15 protein-coding genes and 2 tRNA genes are annotated in these 18,452 nt (G+C 68.6%); 12 read left to right on the forward strand and 5 right to left on the reverse strand.

Features of this window, described 5'->3' with window-relative positions:
- Positions 1-95 precede the first annotated feature (95 nt).
- The gene (locus ABVF28_RS06305) at positions 96-2,618 is read left to right on the forward strand and encodes a hypothetical protein (protein WP_371029858.1); all 2,523 of its coding nucleotides are present in this window, start codon (positions 96-98) and stop codon (positions 2,616-2,618) included.
- A gap of 130 nt (positions 2,619-2,748) precedes the next feature.
- On the opposite strand, the gene pgm is transcribed toward ABVF28_RS06305, so the two are convergent.
- Positions 2,749-4,377: a phosphoglucomutase (alpha-D-glucose-1,6-bisphosphate-dependent) gene (gene pgm, locus ABVF28_RS06310; RefSeq protein ID WP_271986437.1), complete on the reverse strand. Its 1,629-nt coding sequence runs from the start codon at positions 4,375-4,377 to the stop codon at positions 2,749-2,751.
- Positions 4,378-4,444: 67 nt separating this feature from the next.
- On the opposite strand from pgm, the gene pheA reads away from it, so the two are divergent.
- A complete protein-coding gene (gene pheA, locus ABVF28_RS06315) occupies positions 4,445-5,392 on the forward strand; it encodes a prephenate dehydratase (protein ID WP_179555376.1) in 948 nt (315 codons plus the stop codon).
- Between the two features lie 3 nt (positions 5,393-5,395).
- On the opposite strand, the gene ABVF28_RS06320 is transcribed toward pheA, so the two are convergent.
- The gene (locus ABVF28_RS06320) at positions 5,396-5,698 is read right to left on the reverse strand and encodes a hypothetical protein (RefSeq protein ID WP_371029859.1); all 303 of its coding nucleotides are present in this window, start codon (positions 5,696-5,698) and stop codon (positions 5,396-5,398) included.
- Positions 5,699-6,136: 438 nt separating this feature from the next.
- Here ABVF28_RS06320 and ABVF28_RS06325 point away from each other — a divergent pair, with 438 nt between their 5' ends.
- Positions 6,137-7,570, forward strand: coding sequence for a hypothetical protein (locus ABVF28_RS06325; RefSeq protein ID WP_371029860.1), 1,434 nt, complete (start codon positions 6,137-6,139; stop codon positions 7,568-7,570).
- A gap of 159 nt (positions 7,571-7,729) precedes the next feature.
- The gene (locus ABVF28_RS06330; protein ID WP_371029861.1) at positions 7,730-8,041 is read left to right on the forward strand and encodes a hypothetical protein; all 312 of its coding nucleotides are present in this window, start codon (positions 7,730-7,732) and stop codon (positions 8,039-8,041) included.
- Between the two features lie 24 nt (positions 8,042-8,065).
- Here the strand turns inward: ABVF28_RS06330 and ABVF28_RS06335 are convergent, their stop codons facing one another.
- The 3 genes from ABVF28_RS06335 to ABVF28_RS06345 all read right to left on the reverse strand — a co-directional run bounded on the left by ABVF28_RS06335 (position 8,066) and on the right by ABVF28_RS06345 (position 10,090).
- A complete protein-coding gene (locus ABVF28_RS06335; RefSeq protein WP_371029862.1) occupies positions 8,066-8,380 on the reverse strand; it encodes a hypothetical protein in 315 nt (104 codons plus the stop codon).
- 125 nt (positions 8,381-8,505) lie between these two features.
- On the reverse strand, positions 8,506-8,754 hold the full coding sequence (locus ABVF28_RS06340) for a helix-turn-helix domain-containing protein (protein ID WP_179555371.1): 249 nt from the start codon (positions 8,752-8,754) through the stop codon (positions 8,506-8,508).
- A gap of 166 nt (positions 8,755-8,920) precedes the next feature.
- Positions 8,921-10,090, reverse strand: coding sequence for a diacylglycerol kinase family protein (locus ABVF28_RS06345; protein WP_104310946.1), 1,170 nt, complete (start codon positions 10,088-10,090; stop codon positions 8,921-8,923).
- A gap of 84 nt (positions 10,091-10,174) precedes the next feature.
- Here ABVF28_RS06345 and serS point away from each other — a divergent pair, with 84 nt between their 5' ends.
- The 8 genes from serS (at position 10,175) to ABVF28_RS06385 (ending at position 17,957) form a co-directional block, all read left to right on the forward strand.
- Positions 10,175-11,440 (forward strand): serine--tRNA ligase, encoded by a 1,266-nt coding sequence (serS, locus tag ABVF28_RS06350; protein ID WP_104310947.1) that lies wholly within the window; start codon positions 10,175-10,177, stop codon positions 11,438-11,440.
- Entirely contained in the window at positions 11,437-12,291 is an 855-nt protein-coding gene (locus ABVF28_RS06355) for an HAD family hydrolase (RefSeq protein ID WP_371029863.1), read from the forward strand. The genes serS and ABVF28_RS06355 overlap by 4 nt, the downstream gene beginning before the upstream one ends.
- An 8-nt stretch (positions 12,292-12,299) precedes the next feature.
- Positions 12,300-13,781: an LssY C-terminal domain-containing protein gene (locus ABVF28_RS06360; RefSeq protein WP_371029864.1), complete on the forward strand. Its 1,482-nt coding sequence runs from the start codon at positions 12,300-12,302 to the stop codon at positions 13,779-13,781.
- 98 nt (positions 13,782-13,879) lie between these two features.
- Positions 13,880-13,967 (forward strand) — tRNA-Ser (locus ABVF28_RS06365).
- 29 nt (positions 13,968-13,996) lie between these two features.
- Positions 13,997-15,343 carry an LCP family protein gene (locus tag ABVF28_RS06370; RefSeq protein ID WP_371029865.1) on the forward strand — a complete coding sequence of 449 codons (1,347 nt, stop codon included), beginning with the start codon at positions 13,997-13,999 and terminating at the stop codon, positions 15,341-15,343.
- Between the two features lie 105 nt (positions 15,344-15,448).
- Complete coding sequence (locus ABVF28_RS06375; protein WP_371029866.1) at positions 15,449-16,744, forward strand: LCP family protein; 1,296 nt, start codon at positions 15,449-15,451, stop codon at positions 16,742-16,744.
- Between the two features lie 102 nt (positions 16,745-16,846).
- A tRNA-Ser gene (locus tag ABVF28_RS06380) sits at positions 16,847-16,936 on the forward strand.
- 172 nt (positions 16,937-17,108) lie between these two features.
- Complete coding sequence (locus tag ABVF28_RS06385; protein ID WP_371029867.1) at positions 17,109-17,957, forward strand: Cof-type HAD-IIB family hydrolase; 849 nt, start codon at positions 17,109-17,111, stop codon at positions 17,955-17,957.
- The last annotated feature ends 495 nt before the right edge of the window (positions 17,958-18,452 follow it).

Raw genomic sequence — 18,452 nt, forward strand, 5'->3', positions numbered from 1 at the left:
ACCAGGAGGTCGAGATGGCAACGTGCCCCACGTGTGGTGCCGAAGCGCAGGTCGGACAGAGATTCTGCGCCGAGTGCGGTACCAAGCTGACGGCCGTGCGCCCTCGCGCCGCCGAAAGCGACGGCAGCAACGCTGCTCCGCGCCGACCGGCTGATATCGGTGCGGGCGGGTTCCGCTGGAACGCCTCGGCACCCACTCCTCCGTCGGAGGTCGTGGGCCGCGCTCGCGAAGAGGCGGAGCAGAAGACGGCGCCCACTGACGGCGACGACTTCTTCGCACGGTACCGCCCGAAGGCCTCGTCGCCGAGCGCGCCGGAGACGGACGACGCCGGCAGCGAACCGGAGCCCGTTGTTCCGGAGCCCCCGTCGTTCCTCCGCTCGCGCCGCCGCTTCAACCCCGACCTGCGCGCGACGGGTGAGCGAGGAATCGTCACGCCCGAGACGGTCATCCCTCCCACTCCGGCGCGCCCACGCACCCCCGCGCCAGCTGAGCCGCCCGTCGAGGCGCCGACCGCTGAAGAAGCTGCGAGCGCTGAGGAAGCTGCGAGCGCTGAAGCTCCGCAGGCTCCTGCAGCGTCCACGCCGAACACGACGGGGCCGGTGCGGGACGCGTTCGCGTTCGAGCCGCCGACAACCGAGTTCGACGTGCTCCCCATGAACACCCCGCCGGCACGTTCGTCCCAGCCCGGCATGCCCGACGCAGACGACAGCGAGCCGCGCGGACAGGTGCCGAGCTGGTTCTCCGACCTCAAGGGCACGGGCGACCCCGCACCCGTGGAGCAGGCGGCATCCGCCGTGAACGCCCCGTCCGCGCCCGCACCGCGCCGTGAGTCGCCATCGGAGACCGCTGCTCCGGAGAGCTCTGCACCAGCCAGCGCCGCGCCGCAGTTCGGGAGGCCCCCCGAGCGGGCAGCAGCGGCGCCGACAGCCGACTCCGACCAGCGGGCAGCCGCTCCCAGCTCATCAGCTGACTCTGCGGCGCCGGTTTCGACCGATTCGGGTCTCGAGGGTGCCGGTGCGCAGCCGGGCGCCACCAACGATGCCCCGCGTATCCCCTCGTTCCGCGCCGAGCCGCCAGCGCTCCCGACGCCGCGCGTGGTCCCCTCACCGCCGCCGATGCCCGCCACGGGCGACCCGTTCCGCGGCGCATCCGCTGCCCCCGTCTTCCCGAGCGGTCCAGCGGTCGTGCCCGGCGAGCCGCCCCGCGCGGCACCTGCCGGGAAGAGCGCCTTCGATGAGCTCCTCGCCGGTGAGCGCAGCGACGGCAGCGTCCTCGACGACTCCGATCGCCCGATCGTGTCGCGCGACTTCGAGCAGACCGGCATCGTGCCGCTCCCGTCTCGCAAGCGCGAGAGCTTCGGTGAAGCGCGCGACTCCGAGCGACAGGATGCGGCCGAGCTGTTCGGTGCCTCCGACGCCCCGGCAGCGCAGACCCCGCAGATGCCCGAGCCCGCAGCCCAGGTCCCGAGTGCAGCGCAGGCACCGAGTGCGCCGGAGGCTGAGCCGCCGACGCGTGCGCTGCCGAAGCAGCACACCGGGGCCGCCTACGGCGAGGACGTCGACCAAGGCCAGGGTGTCAGCCACGGCCGGGGCTTCGCGCAGGATCAGGATTCCGCGCAGGATCAGGACTTCGCGCAGGATCGTGACAGCGACCGGGATGCGCGCTTCGCTCCGCCTGAGACGCCTCAGGGAGGCCAGCGCGAGCAGGACCCTGCCAAGGAGCTGCTCTCCAGCTGGTTCGACGAGGACGACGCGGACGAGTCGTCGTCCGCCCCGACGTCCGCTGGCGTGCGAGCGCCTCGTGCGCCTCGCCGTCCCGGGCCCGCGCCGCGTGGGGCCGGTGCGCCTGCTGCCGCCCCGCCGCGGTCCACGGGGCCTGTCTCCTCGGGACCGGTCAGTGACGAGCCCGACGTCCAGCCGTCCGATCGGAATCCGTTCGACCGAGTGGGTGCCGCGCTCGGCGGCGGGAGCGGCGGAGGCGGTGGACGCGTCGGTGCGGCCGTGCGTGGCCTCGACAACCGCAACCGTCGACGACTCGGCATCATCGCCCTCTCGGTGGTCGGCTCGATCCTGCTGATCCTCTCGGCCATCATGATCGGCAACGTCGTCGGAGCGAACCGAGACGACCCCATCGCTGGCGGCGACCCCTCCGCGAGCGAGACCGCCGCTGAGCAGCCCGCGACGGAGGAACCGGCACCGCCCGCCGGACCGGCCGCCGTCGCCGACCCCAACTTCGCGCCGGTCACCTTCACGAGCGAGACCGGCAACATCCGCTGCCAGATCACCCCGGAGACGGGCGTCGCCTGCCAGCAGTACACGGTCGACTTCCCGGTTCCGGAACAGGCGTGCGAGGCTGGCGCGACGGGCGTCGTCGTTGGGCTCGACTCCAACGGCTACACGTTCCCGTGCCTCACGGCCGACATTCCGCTCGAGGGTGCCGTCGTGCAGCCCTACAACTCGCCCGTGGTGCTTGGCGAGTTCGTGTGCGAGATCACCTTCGAAACCGGCGTGACCTGCTTCAACGCGTCGGGGGACATCGTGAGCGTCGAGTTCTCGGCCGGTGTCGGACAGGCCGGCCGCCTCAGCGCGACCAACCCAACGCCCGCCGAAGGTCAGTAGCCGCGCGTCAGCGCAGCGCGAAGACTTCGACGAAGCAGAACGCTGCCTGCGTTTCCAACCTCTCGAGTTCGTCGAGGAGCTGGAAACGCAGGCAGCGTCGCTGCGGCGGGTGGTGCGCTGCGGTGCGCGGTCAGGAACCGAGCGCCGCGTCGACGATCGCCTTGGCCTCCGCCTGCACGAGCTTCAGGTGCTCGGGGCCCTTGAACGACTCGGCGTAGATCTTGTAGACGTCCTCGGTGCCGGACGGGCGGGCGGCGAACCATGCGTTCTCGGTGGTGACCTTCACTCCGCCGATCGCCGCACCGTTGCCAGGTGCGTGGCTGAGGCGAGCCGTGATGGGGTCGCCGGCGACCTCGACCGCGGAGATCGCGTCGCCGTCGAGCTTGCCGAGCACCGCCTTCTGGGCGGGGGTGGCCGGCGCGTCGACGCGCTCGTAGGCGGGGCGACCGAACTCGGCGACGAGCTCCTCGTACCGCTGCGACGGCGTCTTGCCGGTGACGGCGATAATCTCCGCGGCGAGGAGGGCGAGGAGTATGCCGTCCTTGTCGGTGGTCCAGACGGTGCCGTCCTTGCGGAGGAACGAGGCTCCTGCGGATTCTTCGCCGCCGAACACGATGGAGCCGTCGATGAGGCCCGGCACGAACCACTTGAAGCCGACGGGCACCTCGACGAGCGTGCGGCCGAGCGATGCTGCGACGAAGTCGATCATGGTGCTCGACACGAGCGTCTTGCCGATACCGGCCGACTCGGACCACTCAGGGCGGTTCGCGCACAGGTAGTCGATGGCGACGGCGAGGTAGTGGTTGGGGTTCATGAGCCCCGCGTCAGGGGTGACGATGCCGTGGCGGTCGGCGTCGGCGTCGTTGCCCGTGAGGATGTCGTAGTCGTGGCGGCGTGCGAGCACGGAGGCCATAGCGGACTGCGACGACGGGTCCATGCGGATCTTGCCGTCCCAGTCGAGCGTCATGAACGGCCAGCGCGCGTCCACGTCCGGGTTCACGACCGTGAGGTCGAGGCCGTACTCGTCGGCGATGGCCTGCCAGTAGCGCACGCTGGCGCCTCCGAGCGGGTCGGCGCCGATGCGCACACCCTCGCGCTTGATGGCGTCGACGTCGATGATGTTCTTCAGGTCGCGCACGTAGTCGCCCTTGAAGTCGTGGCGGCCGACGTTGCTCGTGTCCGGGGTGCCGCGCTTCACGCCTTCGAGGCCGGCCTCGATGAGCTCGTTGGCGCGGTTCGCGATCCAACCGGTCGCGTCGCTGTCCGCCGGCCCGCCGTGAGGGGGGTTGTACTTGAAGCCGCCGTCTTGCGGGGGGTTGTGGCTCGGGGTGACGACGATGCCGTCTGCCTGCTCGGTGTTGGCCGGGTCGGCGTTGTAGCGGATGATCGCGTGCGAGAGCGCGGGGGTCGGCACCCATTCGTCGTCGAGGTCGGCGAGCACGGTGACGCCGTTGCCGACGAGCACCTCGAGGGCGCTGCGCTCGGCCGGCTCGCTGAGTCCGTGCGTGTCACGTCCGATGAAGAGCGGGCCGGTGATGCCCTGAGCCGCTCGGTACTCGACGATGGCCTGCGTGATGGCGAGGATGTGCGTCTCGTTGAACGAGGAGTTCAGGCTCGAGCCGCGGTGGCCGCTCGTGCCGAACGCGACGCGCTGCGTCGAGACGGCGGGGTCGGGGATCTTCTCGGCGTACGCAGCGATGAGTGCGTCGAGATCGATGAGGTCAGTTTCAAGGGCGAGGCTGCCAGCGCGATCGTGCATGCCCTCAGTCTGGCACCGCGCGGTGTCTCGTGGGGAGGAACTCATGCATCGGCATAGGCTGAACCCCATGACCGATGCCAGCACCGTGCCAGATGAGCGAGAGACGTACTCCTACCTCGGGCCGGCTGGCACGTTCACGGAGGCGGCGCTCGGCCAGGTCGCCGCCGCCGAGGGTCAGATCTGGCGTCCCGTGAGCAACGTCGGCGAGGCGCTCGCCGATGTCACCTCCGGGCGCAGCGTGGCAGCCATGATCGCGATCGAGAACAGCATCGAGGGCGGCGTCACGGCGTCTCAGGATGCGCTCGCGACGATCCCGGGGCTTCGTATCGCGGGCGAGTACGAGGTGGCGATCTCGTTCAGCCTCGTCGTCCGGCCCGGAACGCGTCTCGAGGATGTGCGCACGGTGTCGGCGCATCCGGTTGCGTACGGCCAGTGCCGCAGGTGGCTGCACGGCAACATCCCGGGGCACGAGCACGTCGTCGCGAACTCGAACATCTCGAGCGTCAACGCGCTGTTCGACGAGCGCGGCGACATCGACGCCGCGATAGCGCCGCGCGGGGTCGAGGATCGCTTCGACGTGTCGGTGCTGGGCGAGGGCATCCAGGACAACAAGACGGCGCGCACACGGTTCGCGCTCGTGAGCCTCAGTCGTGAGCTTCCGGCTCGGACGGGAGCCGACAAGACGAGCCTCATCGTCGAGCTTCCTGAGGAGTTCCCGGGGTCCCTCATGGTGATGCTCGAGCAGTTCGCGACTCGCGGCGTGAACCTCTCGATGATCACGTCTCGCCCTCTACCTGACCGCATCGGCTCGTATCGCTTCGTGCTCGACCTCGATGGCCACATCGACGACGCGAGGGTTGCGGATGCGCTGCTCGGCCTTCGCCGCTTCAGCCCGCACGTCATCTTCCTCGGCTCGTACCCGCGGGCGGATCGCAAGCCGGTCGTCGTCGACCCCAAGTGGGGTGACGAGCACTTCGGTGAAGCGGTCGACTGGCTGAGCTCGCTGCGCGGCTGAGGTTCATCGCGCGCTGGCCTCGGTGAGGTTCGCGCCGAGACGGCGTGCGCTGTCGACCGTGAGATCGAGCACCGGGCCGCCTCGCAAGAGGACCGCGAGCCAGGGAACACGTTCGTGGCGTTCTTGATGCTGGACGAGCACCAGCGTGTCGATGGCGAACGCATGCTGACGTTCGCGGTGGGACGCCGGCGCTCGCGTCACCACGGAGACCTCTCTGCTTGCGCCGTAGTGCAGGGTCTCATCGGCCTCGAGATGCAGGGCGATGCACCATGCTGGGCAGAGCGGGGTGCCGGATCGCGTGATCATGCGCGTTCTCCTCTGGTGTGCACGCGGCAGGCTGCCCCGGTCCGGCACAGCCGGGGCGGCTGCCGCGCGAAGCGGATGCTGGGCTGTTCGGACAACGTAGAAGTGACCGCCGACATTCTGTGTCGTCTGCCACTCGGCCGGTCTCACACGCCGCCACCGTGCACCACGTAGCGCACCGCACACCCCAGCGCCAGGGGGAGAAGTACCCGAAATTCGCCCCTTGAAAAAAGTCACGTTCCTGTTACGGTGGACAAGCACTTTGCTGGCTCCCATCTTCGCGTGCTAACCAACCCCGGTTTCGGGACGGCGACGGTGGGTTGGCGGGACACCGCCTCAGCGCCGCAGAGCCGGAGTGCGATCACCACGCGGCTGGTCGCCTCTTGCGAAGCAGTGCCTCGCAGCACCGACACGACCCGCAACCAACGAAGGGGCCCACGCTTGAAGAAGCAGCTCGAACAGCTTGAGTCGGAGACGGGCTCGCGCTCGATGTCGGCTCGCGGCGGCGTCCGCAAGACGCTCGCATCCATCGGACTCATCGGCGGAATCGTCGCCATCTCTGCCGGTCTCGGCTCGGCCCCTGCGCTCGCAGACACCCCGAGCGAAGACCTCACCGGATCTCGGACGGAGCCGGTCGCGGCACCGTCGCGCCACGGCGACGACACCCGCTCGCACCTCTCGCGCTCGACGGAGCCCGTGCGCAACTACGTCATCCAGCCGGGAGCGGAGCTCCCAGCGGGTGTCACGCCCGACGAGGCCGCGATCTGGGAGATCTACGTCAAGATCGCGACGCCGTCGTTCATCAACGAGCACATGTCGACGTACGAGACCTACAACAACCCGAGCAGCAACACCGCCGCTTCGGTCAACCAGGACAGCACCGACCCCTCCAAGTGGCAGCTGAAGGTCAACCTCGCCTACGCGGACGACCAGGCGATCCTCACCGAGACCCTCATCCACGAGTTCGCCCACGTGCTCTCGCTCAACACGGACGAGGTCGACCTCACCTACGCGTCCTGCGAGAAGCTCGAGCTCTGGGAAGGCTGCCCGCAGCCCGACTCGCAGATCCTCGGCTTCCACGAGAACTTCTGGGAGCCCTACGGCGACGCGGCTCCGCCGCAGGACAACTACGACTGGAACGTTGCCAACGCCTGGTACGCGACCCACGAGTCGGACTACGTCAGCAACTACGCGGCGATGAACATCGTCGAGGACTACGCCGAGACCTGGGCGGCGTTCGTCGTCACCGACGTCCAGCCCACGGGTGACACGGTGCTCGCCGACAAGTTCGAGTTCCTGTGGAGCGACGCAGAACAGCTCGAGTTGCGCAAGAACATCCGCATCGCCCTCGGCTTCGACGTGGCCCCGACCCCGACGGCGACGCCGACGGCAACCTCCACGGCTACGGCGACGCCGACCGCGACGGCAACCCCGACGCCCACGGCAACCGCAACGACGGAGCCCACGGCGACGGCGACGACCGAGCCGACGGCAACCACGGAGCCCACGGCCACCGCGACGACCGAGCCCACGGCTACCGCGACGACGGAGCCCACGGCTACGGCAACGACGGAGCCCACGGCTACGGCAACGACGGAGCCGACGGCAACCGCGACGACCGAGCCCACGGCTACGGCAACCACCGAGCCGACCGCGACGCCCGGCACGACCATCACGGTCACGCCTTCGCCTTCGGCATCCGCGTCGACGTCGGCGACCCCGACTGAGACTGCGGTGGCCGCTGGCAGCGACGACACGCTCGCAACCACGGGTGGAGAGTTCGACGCCGCGCTCGCGTTCGGCATCGCCGGTTCGGTGCTGCTCGCCGGTACCGTGCTCCTCCTCGCGCAGAAGAAGCGCAAGCAGGACGCCTAAGCGCCAGCAGATCCAGGTCCGGCGCACGCCGGTCTGAGAGACTGGGCGGCCTACCCCGACACGGGGTGGGCCGCCCTTTTTCGCGCGCGGAAGGACGCAGCTGTGTTTCCGGATGCGCGTGTCCTTGCGTCCGCAGTCGTACCCGGAGAAGAGACAGACGTGTCGTCAGCTATTCGCCACAGCCCTCGCCAGACCCCACGTCAACGCGTTCGTCGCGTCGGGCTCGCCGTCATCGCCGTCCTCCTCGCTGCAGCGCTGCTCCTCTGGGGGGCCATGCAGGCGCAGGCCGTCGAGGTCGCCTCGGCTGCTGCGGAGCAGTCCGTTCCCCGCGCTGCGGTGGTCACGATCGCCGTGCTCTCCGGGGTGATCGTCGTGCTGCTCGTCGCCTTCGTCGTGTGGATGCGGCGGCGTGCGCGCTCGGAGCGGGATGAGATCGATGAGTCGGGTGGGGGAGCGGCCCGTTCCGACTGACACCCTCGGGTGTCTTCGCGACGTTCAGCGACGCGCGTCGGCTGCGAGGTCGCGGAGTGCGGCGGCGAGGTGCTCGGCGCTCAGTGTCGTGAGGTCGAGGACGGCCGCGCCCTCGTGGAGAATCGCGATCCACGGCGCAGGCTCACCCGTCTCCTGGTGGGCGACGAGCTCGAGCGTCATCGGCGTCGCGGACAGCTCTGGGCGGAACAGGCGCTCGCCGGGGCTGGGGCGCCGCATGACCGCGAGCTCGATGCTCGCTCCGTGGTGCAGGGTGTCGCCGTCGAGGTGCAACGCGATGCACCAGGTCGGGCAGGTGTTCGTGCCGGTGGTGTGCGTCATCGATCGCTCCAGGTGTCGGCGGATCAGCGGGAGGGAAGCGAGGGGACCCGGCACAGTCTGTTCTCGCTGCCCTGCACCGACAAGCTACGGCTTGCCACCGACATTGGTGAGGTGAGGCCGCGAGGTCAGGCGCTGGGGGTCGCATCCGTTCGCGCTGAGGTGTCGTCGTCTAGGAGTTCCATGGGGGCCACGCCGAGGAGCTCCGCCATGCCCTCGAGCGTCTGAAGGGTGATGTTCCGCTCGCCTCGTTCGACGGAGCCGATGTAGGTGCGGTGCAGTCCCACGACCGCGCCGAGGGCCTCTTGGCTGATGCCGCGCGAGAGCCGGATTCGACGGATGTTCTTGCCCACACTTCGCTGGAGTTCACCGACCATGTCCCAAATGATGGAGGAATGCTACTCATGAGTCTACAGAGTTATAAGTAGCATTCTTGCGCCCGATTCCGTGAGGATGCAAGCATTCCCGGCGGCGTCGGCGTAAAAGTGAGCCGCGCGACCGCGGCGCGCGCCCGACTCGAGCGTGCTCCCCGGGCGCGCCGCCTCAGCTGAGCGCGGGCTTCTTCGGCGAGTTCTCTTCTGCAGCCAGGCCGAGCCGTCGTGCGAGCGTGCGCAGGCCCTCGTTCTCGGGGATGGGCTTCGGGGTGCGCACGGTGAGGCTCGCGGGCTCGATCCAGATGCGCGCAGCCGTGATCCGGCCGGCCGCATCCCCGTCGACCTCGAACTCCTCCGGGCCCGAGTCGAGGCGGAAGGTGACTTCCTCGACCTGGGCGTACGTGAGCGCGCGCACGTGTTTGCGGCCTTCCAGCAGGATGCGCCGGCCGACGTCGGTGCGACGCATGATGCCGGACTGCACGACGATGCGCCCGTAGATCTGCAGCCAGCCGAGGAGCCCGTTCGGGCGCATGATGGCAAGGTCGAGTCGCCCGTCGTCGATCTCGGCGTCCGGGAGCAGGTGGAGCCCGCCGGGCATCAGTCCGCAGTTGCCGACCATCACGGTGGCGGCCCGCAGCGTGCTGGCGTGCGACTTGCCGTCGACCCGCAGCCGCAGGTGGAAGTTGGGCCCGTTGGCCACGGAGCGGATGATGCCCCCGAGGTACGCCACCCACCCGACCTTTTTCTTGAGGTCCTCTGAGGTGTTCGCGATCATGCCTGCGTCGATCCCGACGCCGCCCATGACGGTGAAGGCCATGCGCTCGCGGGTCTTGTCCTCGCGTTCGACGGCGGCCCAGCCGAGGTCGATGCGAGCATCCACTCCGCCGAAGGCCACTTCCACGGCACGCGCGACCGTGGTCATGGGCAGCGAGGAGGGCTTTGCGCCCGGCAGGATGGTGGAGGCGCTCTGCACCATCTCCGAGACCGTGTCGGTCACACCCCCGGCCACCTCGATGCCGATGTTGCGGGCGAGCAGGTTGCCGGTTCCGCCTGGCACAACGCCGAGGGCGACATCGGTGCCCGCGAGCGTCTCGGCGACGAGCCGGACGGTTCCGTCGCCTCCGGCGGCGATGACCATGGTCGCGCCGGCGGCGATGGCTTCCTTCGTCTGCCCTGCACCAGGATCCTCGACGGTCGTCTCGAACCAGAGCGGCTCCGGCCAGTCGTACCGCTCGGCGCTCTCGGCGGCAGCTGCGCGCAGCGCTTTCGTGTCGACTTTCACTGGGTTGACGACGATGGCGGCGAGCTTGTCTGAACCCTGTCGGGCGGTATGCGGCATGCAGTGAGCTTAAGTCAGCCATGGTGTGTGTCAGCGCCGAGCTCTGCTCGTGCCCGTGTCACCTGCGCCAGCTAGGCTTGGCCCGTGATCGACGCCCAGCTTCTCCGTGACCAGCCCGACCTTCTCAAGCGCTCGCAGCTCTCGCGCGGCAACGACCCGGCGACGGTCGACGCGGCCCTCGAGGCGGATGCGGCTCGCCGGTCGGCGATCTCCGAGTTCGAGCGTCTGCGTGCTGAGCAGAACGCGGCGTCCAAGCTGGTCGCGAAGGCCAGCAAGGAGGAGAAGCCGGCGATCCTCGCCTCGGTCAAGGAGCTCGCTGCGAGCGTCAAGGCCGCGAGCCAGGCCGCCAACGAGGCCAGCGCCGCCGCGGACGTCGCGATCGGGCGCATCCAGAACCTCGTCATCGAGGGGGTCCCCGCCGGTGGCGAGGAGAACTTCGAGGTGCTCAAGACCGTCGGGGAGCGGCCGAGCTTCGACTTCGAGGCGCGCGACCACCTCGAGCTGGGCGAGCTGCTCGGCGCGATCGACATGCAGCGCGGCGCGAAGGTCTCCGGTGCACGTTTCTACTTCCTCCGCGGCATCGGCGCGCGCCTGGAGCTGGCCCTCATGTCGTACGCCCTCGACGTCGCGATCCGCAACGGCTTCGTGATGCTCACGACGCCGACGCTCGTGAAGCCCGAGATCATGCGCGGCACCGGGTTCCTCGGCGAGCACGCCGACGAGGTCTATCACCTGCAGGACGACGACCTGTACCTGACGGGCACCAGCGAGGTCGCGCTCGCGGGCTACCACTCGGATGAGATCCTCGACCTCGAGGCCGGCCCGCTTCGCTACGCCGGCTGGTCGACCTGCTACCGCCGCGAGGCCGGCTCGCACGGCAAGGACACTCGCGGCATCATCCGCGTGCACCAGTTCAACAAGCTCGAGATGTTCGTCTACGCGAAGCCGGAGGAGGCGGAGGCGGAGCATGAGCGGCTCCTCGGCTGGCAGGAGGAGGTGCTGCAGTCGCTCGGCTTGAGCTACCGCGTCATCGACACCGCCGCTGGAGATCTCGGCTCTTCGGCTGCTCGCAAGTTCGACGTGGAGGCGTGGGTGCCGACGCAGGACGCGTACCGCGAGCTCACCTCGACGTCGAACTGCACGACCTACCAGGCGCGGCGCCTGTCGACGCGCCACCGCACCGAGTCGGGGAAGACGACGCCGGTCGCGACGCTCAACGGAACGCTCGCGACGACTCGCTGGCTCGTCGCCCTGTTCGAGACGCATCAGCGCGCGGACGGCTCGGTGCTCATCCCCGAGCCCCTGCGCCCGTACCTCGGTGGCCTCGAGGTCATGGAGCCCGTCGCGTGAGCGCGGAGAGCCTGACGGGCCTGGGCACCTCGAACGAGGCGGATGCCGCAGGCGAGCGGATGCTCGTGGCGCTCGACATCGACGGAACGATCCTCGGCATCGACGGCGCGATCCCAGACGCCACGTTCGAGCAGGTTCGCCGCCTGCAGGCGGCAGGTCACGAGGTCATGCTCGCGACGGGCCGCAGCTGGGCGGACACGCGCCCCATCGCGGAGCGGCTCGGCCTCGACTCCCGGTTCCACGTCTCCGCCAACGGGGCCATGACGCTCGAGCAAGATGCCGTCGCCCAGGGCGGATACGCGACCCGGTGGATCGAGACCTTCGACCCCACCGAGGTGCTCGTGAGCCTGCGCGGCGCACTCGAGAACGCCATGTTCGCGGTCGAGGATCCGCACGGCGTGTTCAAGTACAGCGGGCACTTCCCCGACGGCAGCTTCGAGGCTCGGGGCCAGGAAGTCCCCTTCGAGCAGCTGCTCAACGCCGAGGCGACGCGTCTGGTCGTCATCTCGCCCGACCATTCGATCGAGGAGTTCACGGCGGTCATCGAGCGGCTCGGGTTGCACGAGGTCAGCTACTCGGTTGGGTGGACGGCGTGGCTCGACATCGCGCCGGACGGCGTCAACAAGGGCACCGCGCTCGAGCGTGTGCGTCGCGAGCTGGGCATCCCGATGGAGCGGGTCGTCGTCGCTGGCGACGGCCGCAACGACATCGAGATGCTGCAGTGGGCGGCCAACGGGGGAACGGCCATCGCGATGGGCGACGCGCCTCAGGAGGTCATCGACGCCGGCAACGTGCTGGCGCCGGACTTCGCCCACGACGGCCTCGGCGTGGCGCTGAGCAAGCTCAGCTAGGCACGAGCGTGACCGTCGACGTGCCACGGAGGCGGAAGCGGCCGCTCGCCGCCATCGGGCAGGGGCTCGACGGCTTCTTCTTCGTGTTCGCCGGGCTCGCCGCGATCTGGCTCGCGTTCCTCGTCGCCGACGACTCCTTGCAGGTCGGCTGGTGGGGGATCCTGCTCCTGGTCATCTTCTGGGCGCTCCTCGCGTACCTGGTGCTGCCGCGCATGCACCGCATCCTGACGACCGTGTACGTGCCCGACTACTTCATCGGCAGGGCCCGCACGAGCGACGGCCTGCTTGGCGACCCCATCAACCTTGGGCTGCTCGGTCACGAGGCCGAGCTGCATGAGGCCATGCGGGCTGCGGGCTGGACTCGGGCCGATGACATCTCGCTGCGCACGAGCCTCGGGATCATCTCCTCGACCGTCACTCGGCGCAGCTACGACGAGGCGCCGGTGAGCCCGCTCTTCCTCTTCGGTCGGCAGCAGGACTTCGCCTACCAGCAGGAAGTCGCCGGGAATCCCGCGAAGCGGCACCACGTGCGGTTCTGGAAGTGTCCGGAAGGCTGGCTCCTCCCAGGCGGCACGCGCGTCGACTGGCTCGCGGCCGGCACCTTCGATCGTGCCGTCGGCTTCTCGCTCTTCACGCTGCAGGTCACGCACAAGATCGATGCGGACACCGATGTCGAGCGGGACCACATCGTCGCGACCGTGCTCCAGGGCACGCCGCGGGCGTCGGTCGCGATCCTGAAGGACTTCTCCACCGGGTACCACTCGCGCAACGGGGGTGGTGACTCGATCCGCACCGACGGCAACCTCCCGGTGCTGCAGCTGCCGAGCGCCGTGGATGCTGCGACGGGCGTCTCGTCCCCGGTGCTCGAGCCGCTGACGAACGCCGCGTTCGAGCTCCAGCCCACGGTCGCCCCTGCCCCTGCCCCCCCCCCCGTGACCCCCGGCCCCGCAGTCGCTCCGGCTCGTCCGGAGCGCTCGGCGAGGAAGCGGGCGGCGTTCGAGCCCCTCAGCTCGTCGAATCCGGTCGAGGCCTCCGTCGGCGAGGCCGTGCGACGGCACGGCCGGCCGATCACGACGACCTTTGGTGCCATCGTCGTCTTCGGGCGAGGGGTGCTCGCCCTGCTCTTCTTCGGGGCGCTGGCCCTTCTCGGGCCCGACGGCATGCGTGAGGTGCTCACGGATGCCGACCTCTCCGGCACCGATGCGGCGACGCTCGCGGAGCCCGCCTGGATCGTGGCGATGATCGCGGGCGCCATCATCGTCCTCACCTCGCTGCTGCTTGGTGTGCTCGTGCTGCGCGGCGTCAACTGGGCCCGCATCACGCTGCTGCTCTACGCGGCGGCGTCGATCGCACTGCAGTTCGGCAGCTGGTGGGCCGGCGACGAGGAAATCAGGTTCAGCACTACCCTCGCGTTCACGGCTCTGGATATCCTGTCCCTGCTGGCTCTGTCAGGGAAGCCGGCGCGTCATTACTCGCGGCAGCGTCCGTGAGGTCGCGGGTCCTGCCCGGGTAACCAGACATTCCACTTTCGGTTACCATGGACACGCGACAAGCTCGAAAACGATACTGAATCGTTGTGAGCAATCCTGGAGGGCTGTCCGAGCGGCCGATGGAGCTGGTCTTGAAAACCAGTGGGCAGCAATGTCTCGTGGGTTCGAATCCCACGCCCTCCGCCACCAAGCCCCTGACGTGAGGAACCCCGCCTGTGACGCACTCCGGACCTTCCCGCGCACGGCGCGGCTTCGTCCCGGGCCAGGGCGTCAAGGACGAAGCGCCGAAGGTCACCTCGGCACGCCACGGCAAGCTGCACGTGACGACGCCGACGAACTCCGTGGTGAAGACGGGGACGATCGCCCTGTGCGTCGCGCTCGTCAGCGTCATGTTCGTCGGGGCGCTCGCCTGGATCAACCTGCAGTCGAAGGTCACGACCTTCGACATCGCCGACCCGTCAGGTTCGGAGGAGCCCGCGAGCTTCGCCGAGATCGAGGGCGGCATCAACGTGCTGCTGGTCGGCAGCGATGACCGCACGGGGCAGGGTGCCGAGTTCGGCGAGGGCGAAGCGGATGCGGACGGCGTGCTCAACGACGTCAACATGCTCCTCCACATCGCGGAGGACCGCTCGAGCGCATCCGTCGTCAGCATCCCGCGAGACACGATCGTGAACAAGCCGGCTTGCACCAACGACCAGGGCGTCGCCATGGAAGAGGCCTACGAGGTCCCCATGAACAGCATCCTCGGCGAGGGCGGCATGAACTGCGTCGTCTCCACGGTCGAAGCGATGAGCGGCATCGAGATCCCCTACGCCGCGATGGTGAAGTTCCGCGGCGTCATCGAGATGTCCAACGCCGTCGGCGGCGTCGACGTCTGCGTGGCGAACGAGATCAACGACGACTACGTCGGCCTGTACCTCCAGCCGGGTGACTACACGCTGCAGGGCGAGGACGCGCTGAAGTTCCTCCGCACCCGCCACGGCGTCGGTGACGGCAGCGACCTCACCCGCATCGCGAACCAGCAGGTGTTCCTGTCCTCCCTCATCCGCGAGGTGAAGAGCGCGGGCACGCTCACGAACCCCGTCAAGCTCTACGGTCTGGGTGTCGCGGCGACGCAGAACATGACCATGTCGAGCTCGCTCACCGACCCGAACACGCTCGTCAGCATGGCGATGGCGCTCTCGCAGGTGCCGCTCGACAAGATCACGTTCGTGCAGCTGCCGACGGCCGACTACGACTCGGCGCGAGTGCAGCCGCTCGAACCGGACGCGACGGCCATGTGGGAGCTGCTGCGCACCGACCAGTCGCTCGAGGTCGCCGGTGCTCCAGAGGCGACGGAGACACCGGACCCGAACGCGACGGTCAATATCGATCCGGAGACGGGCTGGGTGATCGACCCGACGACGGGCTTCCCGATCGACCCGACCACGGGCATCCCGGTCGACCCGGCAACCGGCCTTCCGGTTGAGACGGCGCCAACGACGGCCGTGCCGCAGCCGACGCTCGCCGGTCAGCGCGCCGATGAGGAGTCGTGCTCCAACGCGAGCACGTCGCTCTTCTGAGCTCGGTGAACAGCGGCGAGCGCTGCTCGGGCGTGGTCAGGTGATCCACGTTCGCGAAGCCTATGCTGACGAACTCCACGTACGCTTCGGGGGAGGCCCGCACCTGTGACGACTTCTCGACGACGGGGGAGCAGCGCTCAGCGCTTCGACCGGGCCGGCGACGACGGCATCCTGCACCCGGATGCGCGCGGCGGGGTCGCCCAGCACGGCCGGCTGCCCGTGACGTCAGCGGCTCGCTCGCTTGGCAAGGGGCTGCTCATCGCGTTGTCGGTGGCGCTCGTGAGCGTGCTCGCCATCGGCGGCATCGCTGTCGCCGGCCTCTGGGGGCGGCTCGACGTGCTGCCGAATCCCGGCGGAGACGACGAGGACACCGTGGCGTTCGATGAGATCGAGGGCGGCTTCAACATCCTCCTTGTCGGCAGCGATGACCGCACGGGTCAGGGCGCCGAGTACGGGGAGGGCGACGAGGACGCGTCCGGCGTGCTCAACGACGTGAACATGCTGCTGCACGTCTCTGCCGACCGCACGCACGCATCCGTCGTCAGCATCCCCCGCGACACGATCGTCGACCAGCCGGCGTGCACCAATGACCAGGGTGTTGCTCAGGAGGAGCGCTTCGAGGTGCCCATGAACAGCATCCTCGGCGAGGGTGGCATGGGCTGCGTCGTCGAGACGGTCGAGGCGATGAGCGGCCTCGACATTCCGTACGCGGCGATGGTGCAGTTCCTCGGGGTCATCGAGATGTCGAACGCGGTGGGCGGTGTCGACGTGTGCGTCGCGAACGAGATCAGCGACGACTACGTGGGCCTCTACCTGCAACCCGGCAACTACACGCTGCAGGGCGAGGATGCGCTGAAGTTCCTCCGCACCCGCCACGGCGTGGGCGGTAGCGACCTGCAGCGCATCGCGAACCAGCAGGTGTTCCTCTCATCGCTCATCCGTGAGGTGAAGAGCGCTGGCACCCTCGCGAACCCGACGAAGCTGTACGGCCTCGGGGTCGCGGCCACGCAGAACATGAAGATGACGAAATCGCTCGCCGACGTGCCGACGCTCATGGGCATGGCGTCAGCGCTCAACCAGGTCGATCTGTCGAAGATCGCGTTCGTGCAGCTGCCGACGGCCGACTACGACGGTGCTCGGGTCATGCCGCTCGAGCCCGACGCGACCGCCATGTGGGAGCTGCTAGCGGCCGACCAGCCGCTGTCGGTCGCTGGTGCGCCGACCGGTGAGGACGGCGCGGCCGGTGAGGATGGCGCGGCCGGCGACGGCACGACCGGTGAGGACACGGCCACGGATGCGCCCGTCGACCCGAACGCGCCGGTCGCGACCCCGGCGCCGACCTTCGCAGGCCAGGCAGCCGACCAGGAGTCGTGCTCCAACCCGACGACGCTCTTCGGATAGTCGCTCGACTCGGCTTGGCCGGCGCGTGCCACGAGCAGTCCCACGCCAATTTCCCGCTCGGTTCGGAACTTGGCTCGCGACCCGCTACGATAGGTGAGTCTTGGAGACGTCGCATAGTCCGGCCGAGTGCACCACCCTGCTAAGGTGGAGTCCCCTTTGAGGGGACCAGGGGTTCAAATCCCCTCGTCTCCGCTCTGCAGAGAACACCAAGATGAAGCCCCGGTCCGAGCCCAGCTCGGAGCCGGGGTTTCGTGTTTCCAGCGGCGGCACCTGTGGTGCGACCACCCGCCGGTCTTGGAGAGTCGCGCACGGCATAGGGTTGGTTGGTCAGTGCCCCTGCACTCCCGAACCAACGTGAGGTCACATGCCGCCAGAACGCTCGAGCAGTCCCAAGATCGCCTTCCTCGATGTCGACGGCACGATCCTCGACCACGGGCGTCGGATCGCTCCTTCGACGGTGCGCGCGGTGCGTGAGGCACGTGCCGCGGGGCGCCTCGTCTACCTCTGCACCGGCCGAGCGGCCGGGCACATCCCGCAGGCGGTGCTCGATATCGGGTTCGACGGGGCTGTCACCAACGGCGGGGCCTTCGCGGACGCGGGAGACGTTCGCGTGCACCAGGAGACGATGCCGCGGGCCGAGCTCGACGCCCTCATCGCGCACTTCGAGAAGCACGACCTCCACTACTTGCTGCAGAGCGACAAGCGCGTCTACGCACCTGCAGCCACCCGGGCGGCGCTCGTGCAGCACCTGCAGGCCGCGCGGGTCGGCAAGGTCGAACCGCAGACGTCGCCGCAAGAGGGGTTCTCTGCCGAGCCCATCGAGGACGCCCCGCTCACCGAGATCGCGAAGGCGGTGTTCTTCACGGAGCAGCCCGGCGCCGTCGACCGGGCGAAGGCCGAGTTCGGCGGGCGCTTCCACATCGTGCGCGGGAGCATGCCGCTGCCTGGTGGTTCCGACGGGGAGGTCGGTCTTCCGGGCACCACGAAGGGTGCCGCCATCGAGAAGGTGCTCGAGCACCTCGGGCTGGACCGTGCTGATGCCATCGGCATCGGCGACAGCTGGAACGACATCGAGATGTTCGACGTGTGTGGCGTCGGGATCGCGATGGGGAACGCCGACCCCGAACTGCAGAAGCTTGCTGATGAGGTCACCACCACCGTGCTGGAAGACGGCATCTCCACGGCCTTCGCCCGCCACGGCCTGGTGGAATAGCGCCCGGAGCCGCCCGCAGGCGCTAGGTCCGCGAGCCCGACCACGGGCGCGACACGCCCGGGTTCAAGGGTGGTTTGACCTCTGGATCAAAACGCGGGTAAGTTACACAGGTTGCTTCCGAGCGGCAGGGAAACCGGCCAGGAAGAAGCGCACATAACTCAACATCAGGACCAGGAACGTCCAGTAGCAATTGCGAATCTCGCACAGCTCAAGTTGACAAGGTTCCAAGCCTGATGTAAGTTAGAGAGGTTGCTCTCGGGAGATGGTCGAATAGGCCGGAAACGAGAAGCGTCCGATTCTTGAGAACTCAACAGCGTGCACTATGTCAAATGCCAATTTGATCCCGTGCCTCTCCTTTTTGGAGGGGCAAGGATTCCTTTTGGAAACATATTTGGACAATACAAGTCAGTACTGAGCCTTCGGGTTTGGTGTTGTTTTGTTTTTTGTCAGTTTCAAACTTGTCATCGCACTTCGGTGTGGTGGCGTGATGTTTAT

Origin of the sequence: Pseudoclavibacter sp. JSM 162008 (assembly GCF_041366455.1) — a bacterium.
Classification (GTDB): domain Bacteria; phylum Actinomycetota; class Actinomycetes; order Actinomycetales; family Microbacteriaceae; genus Pseudoclavibacter.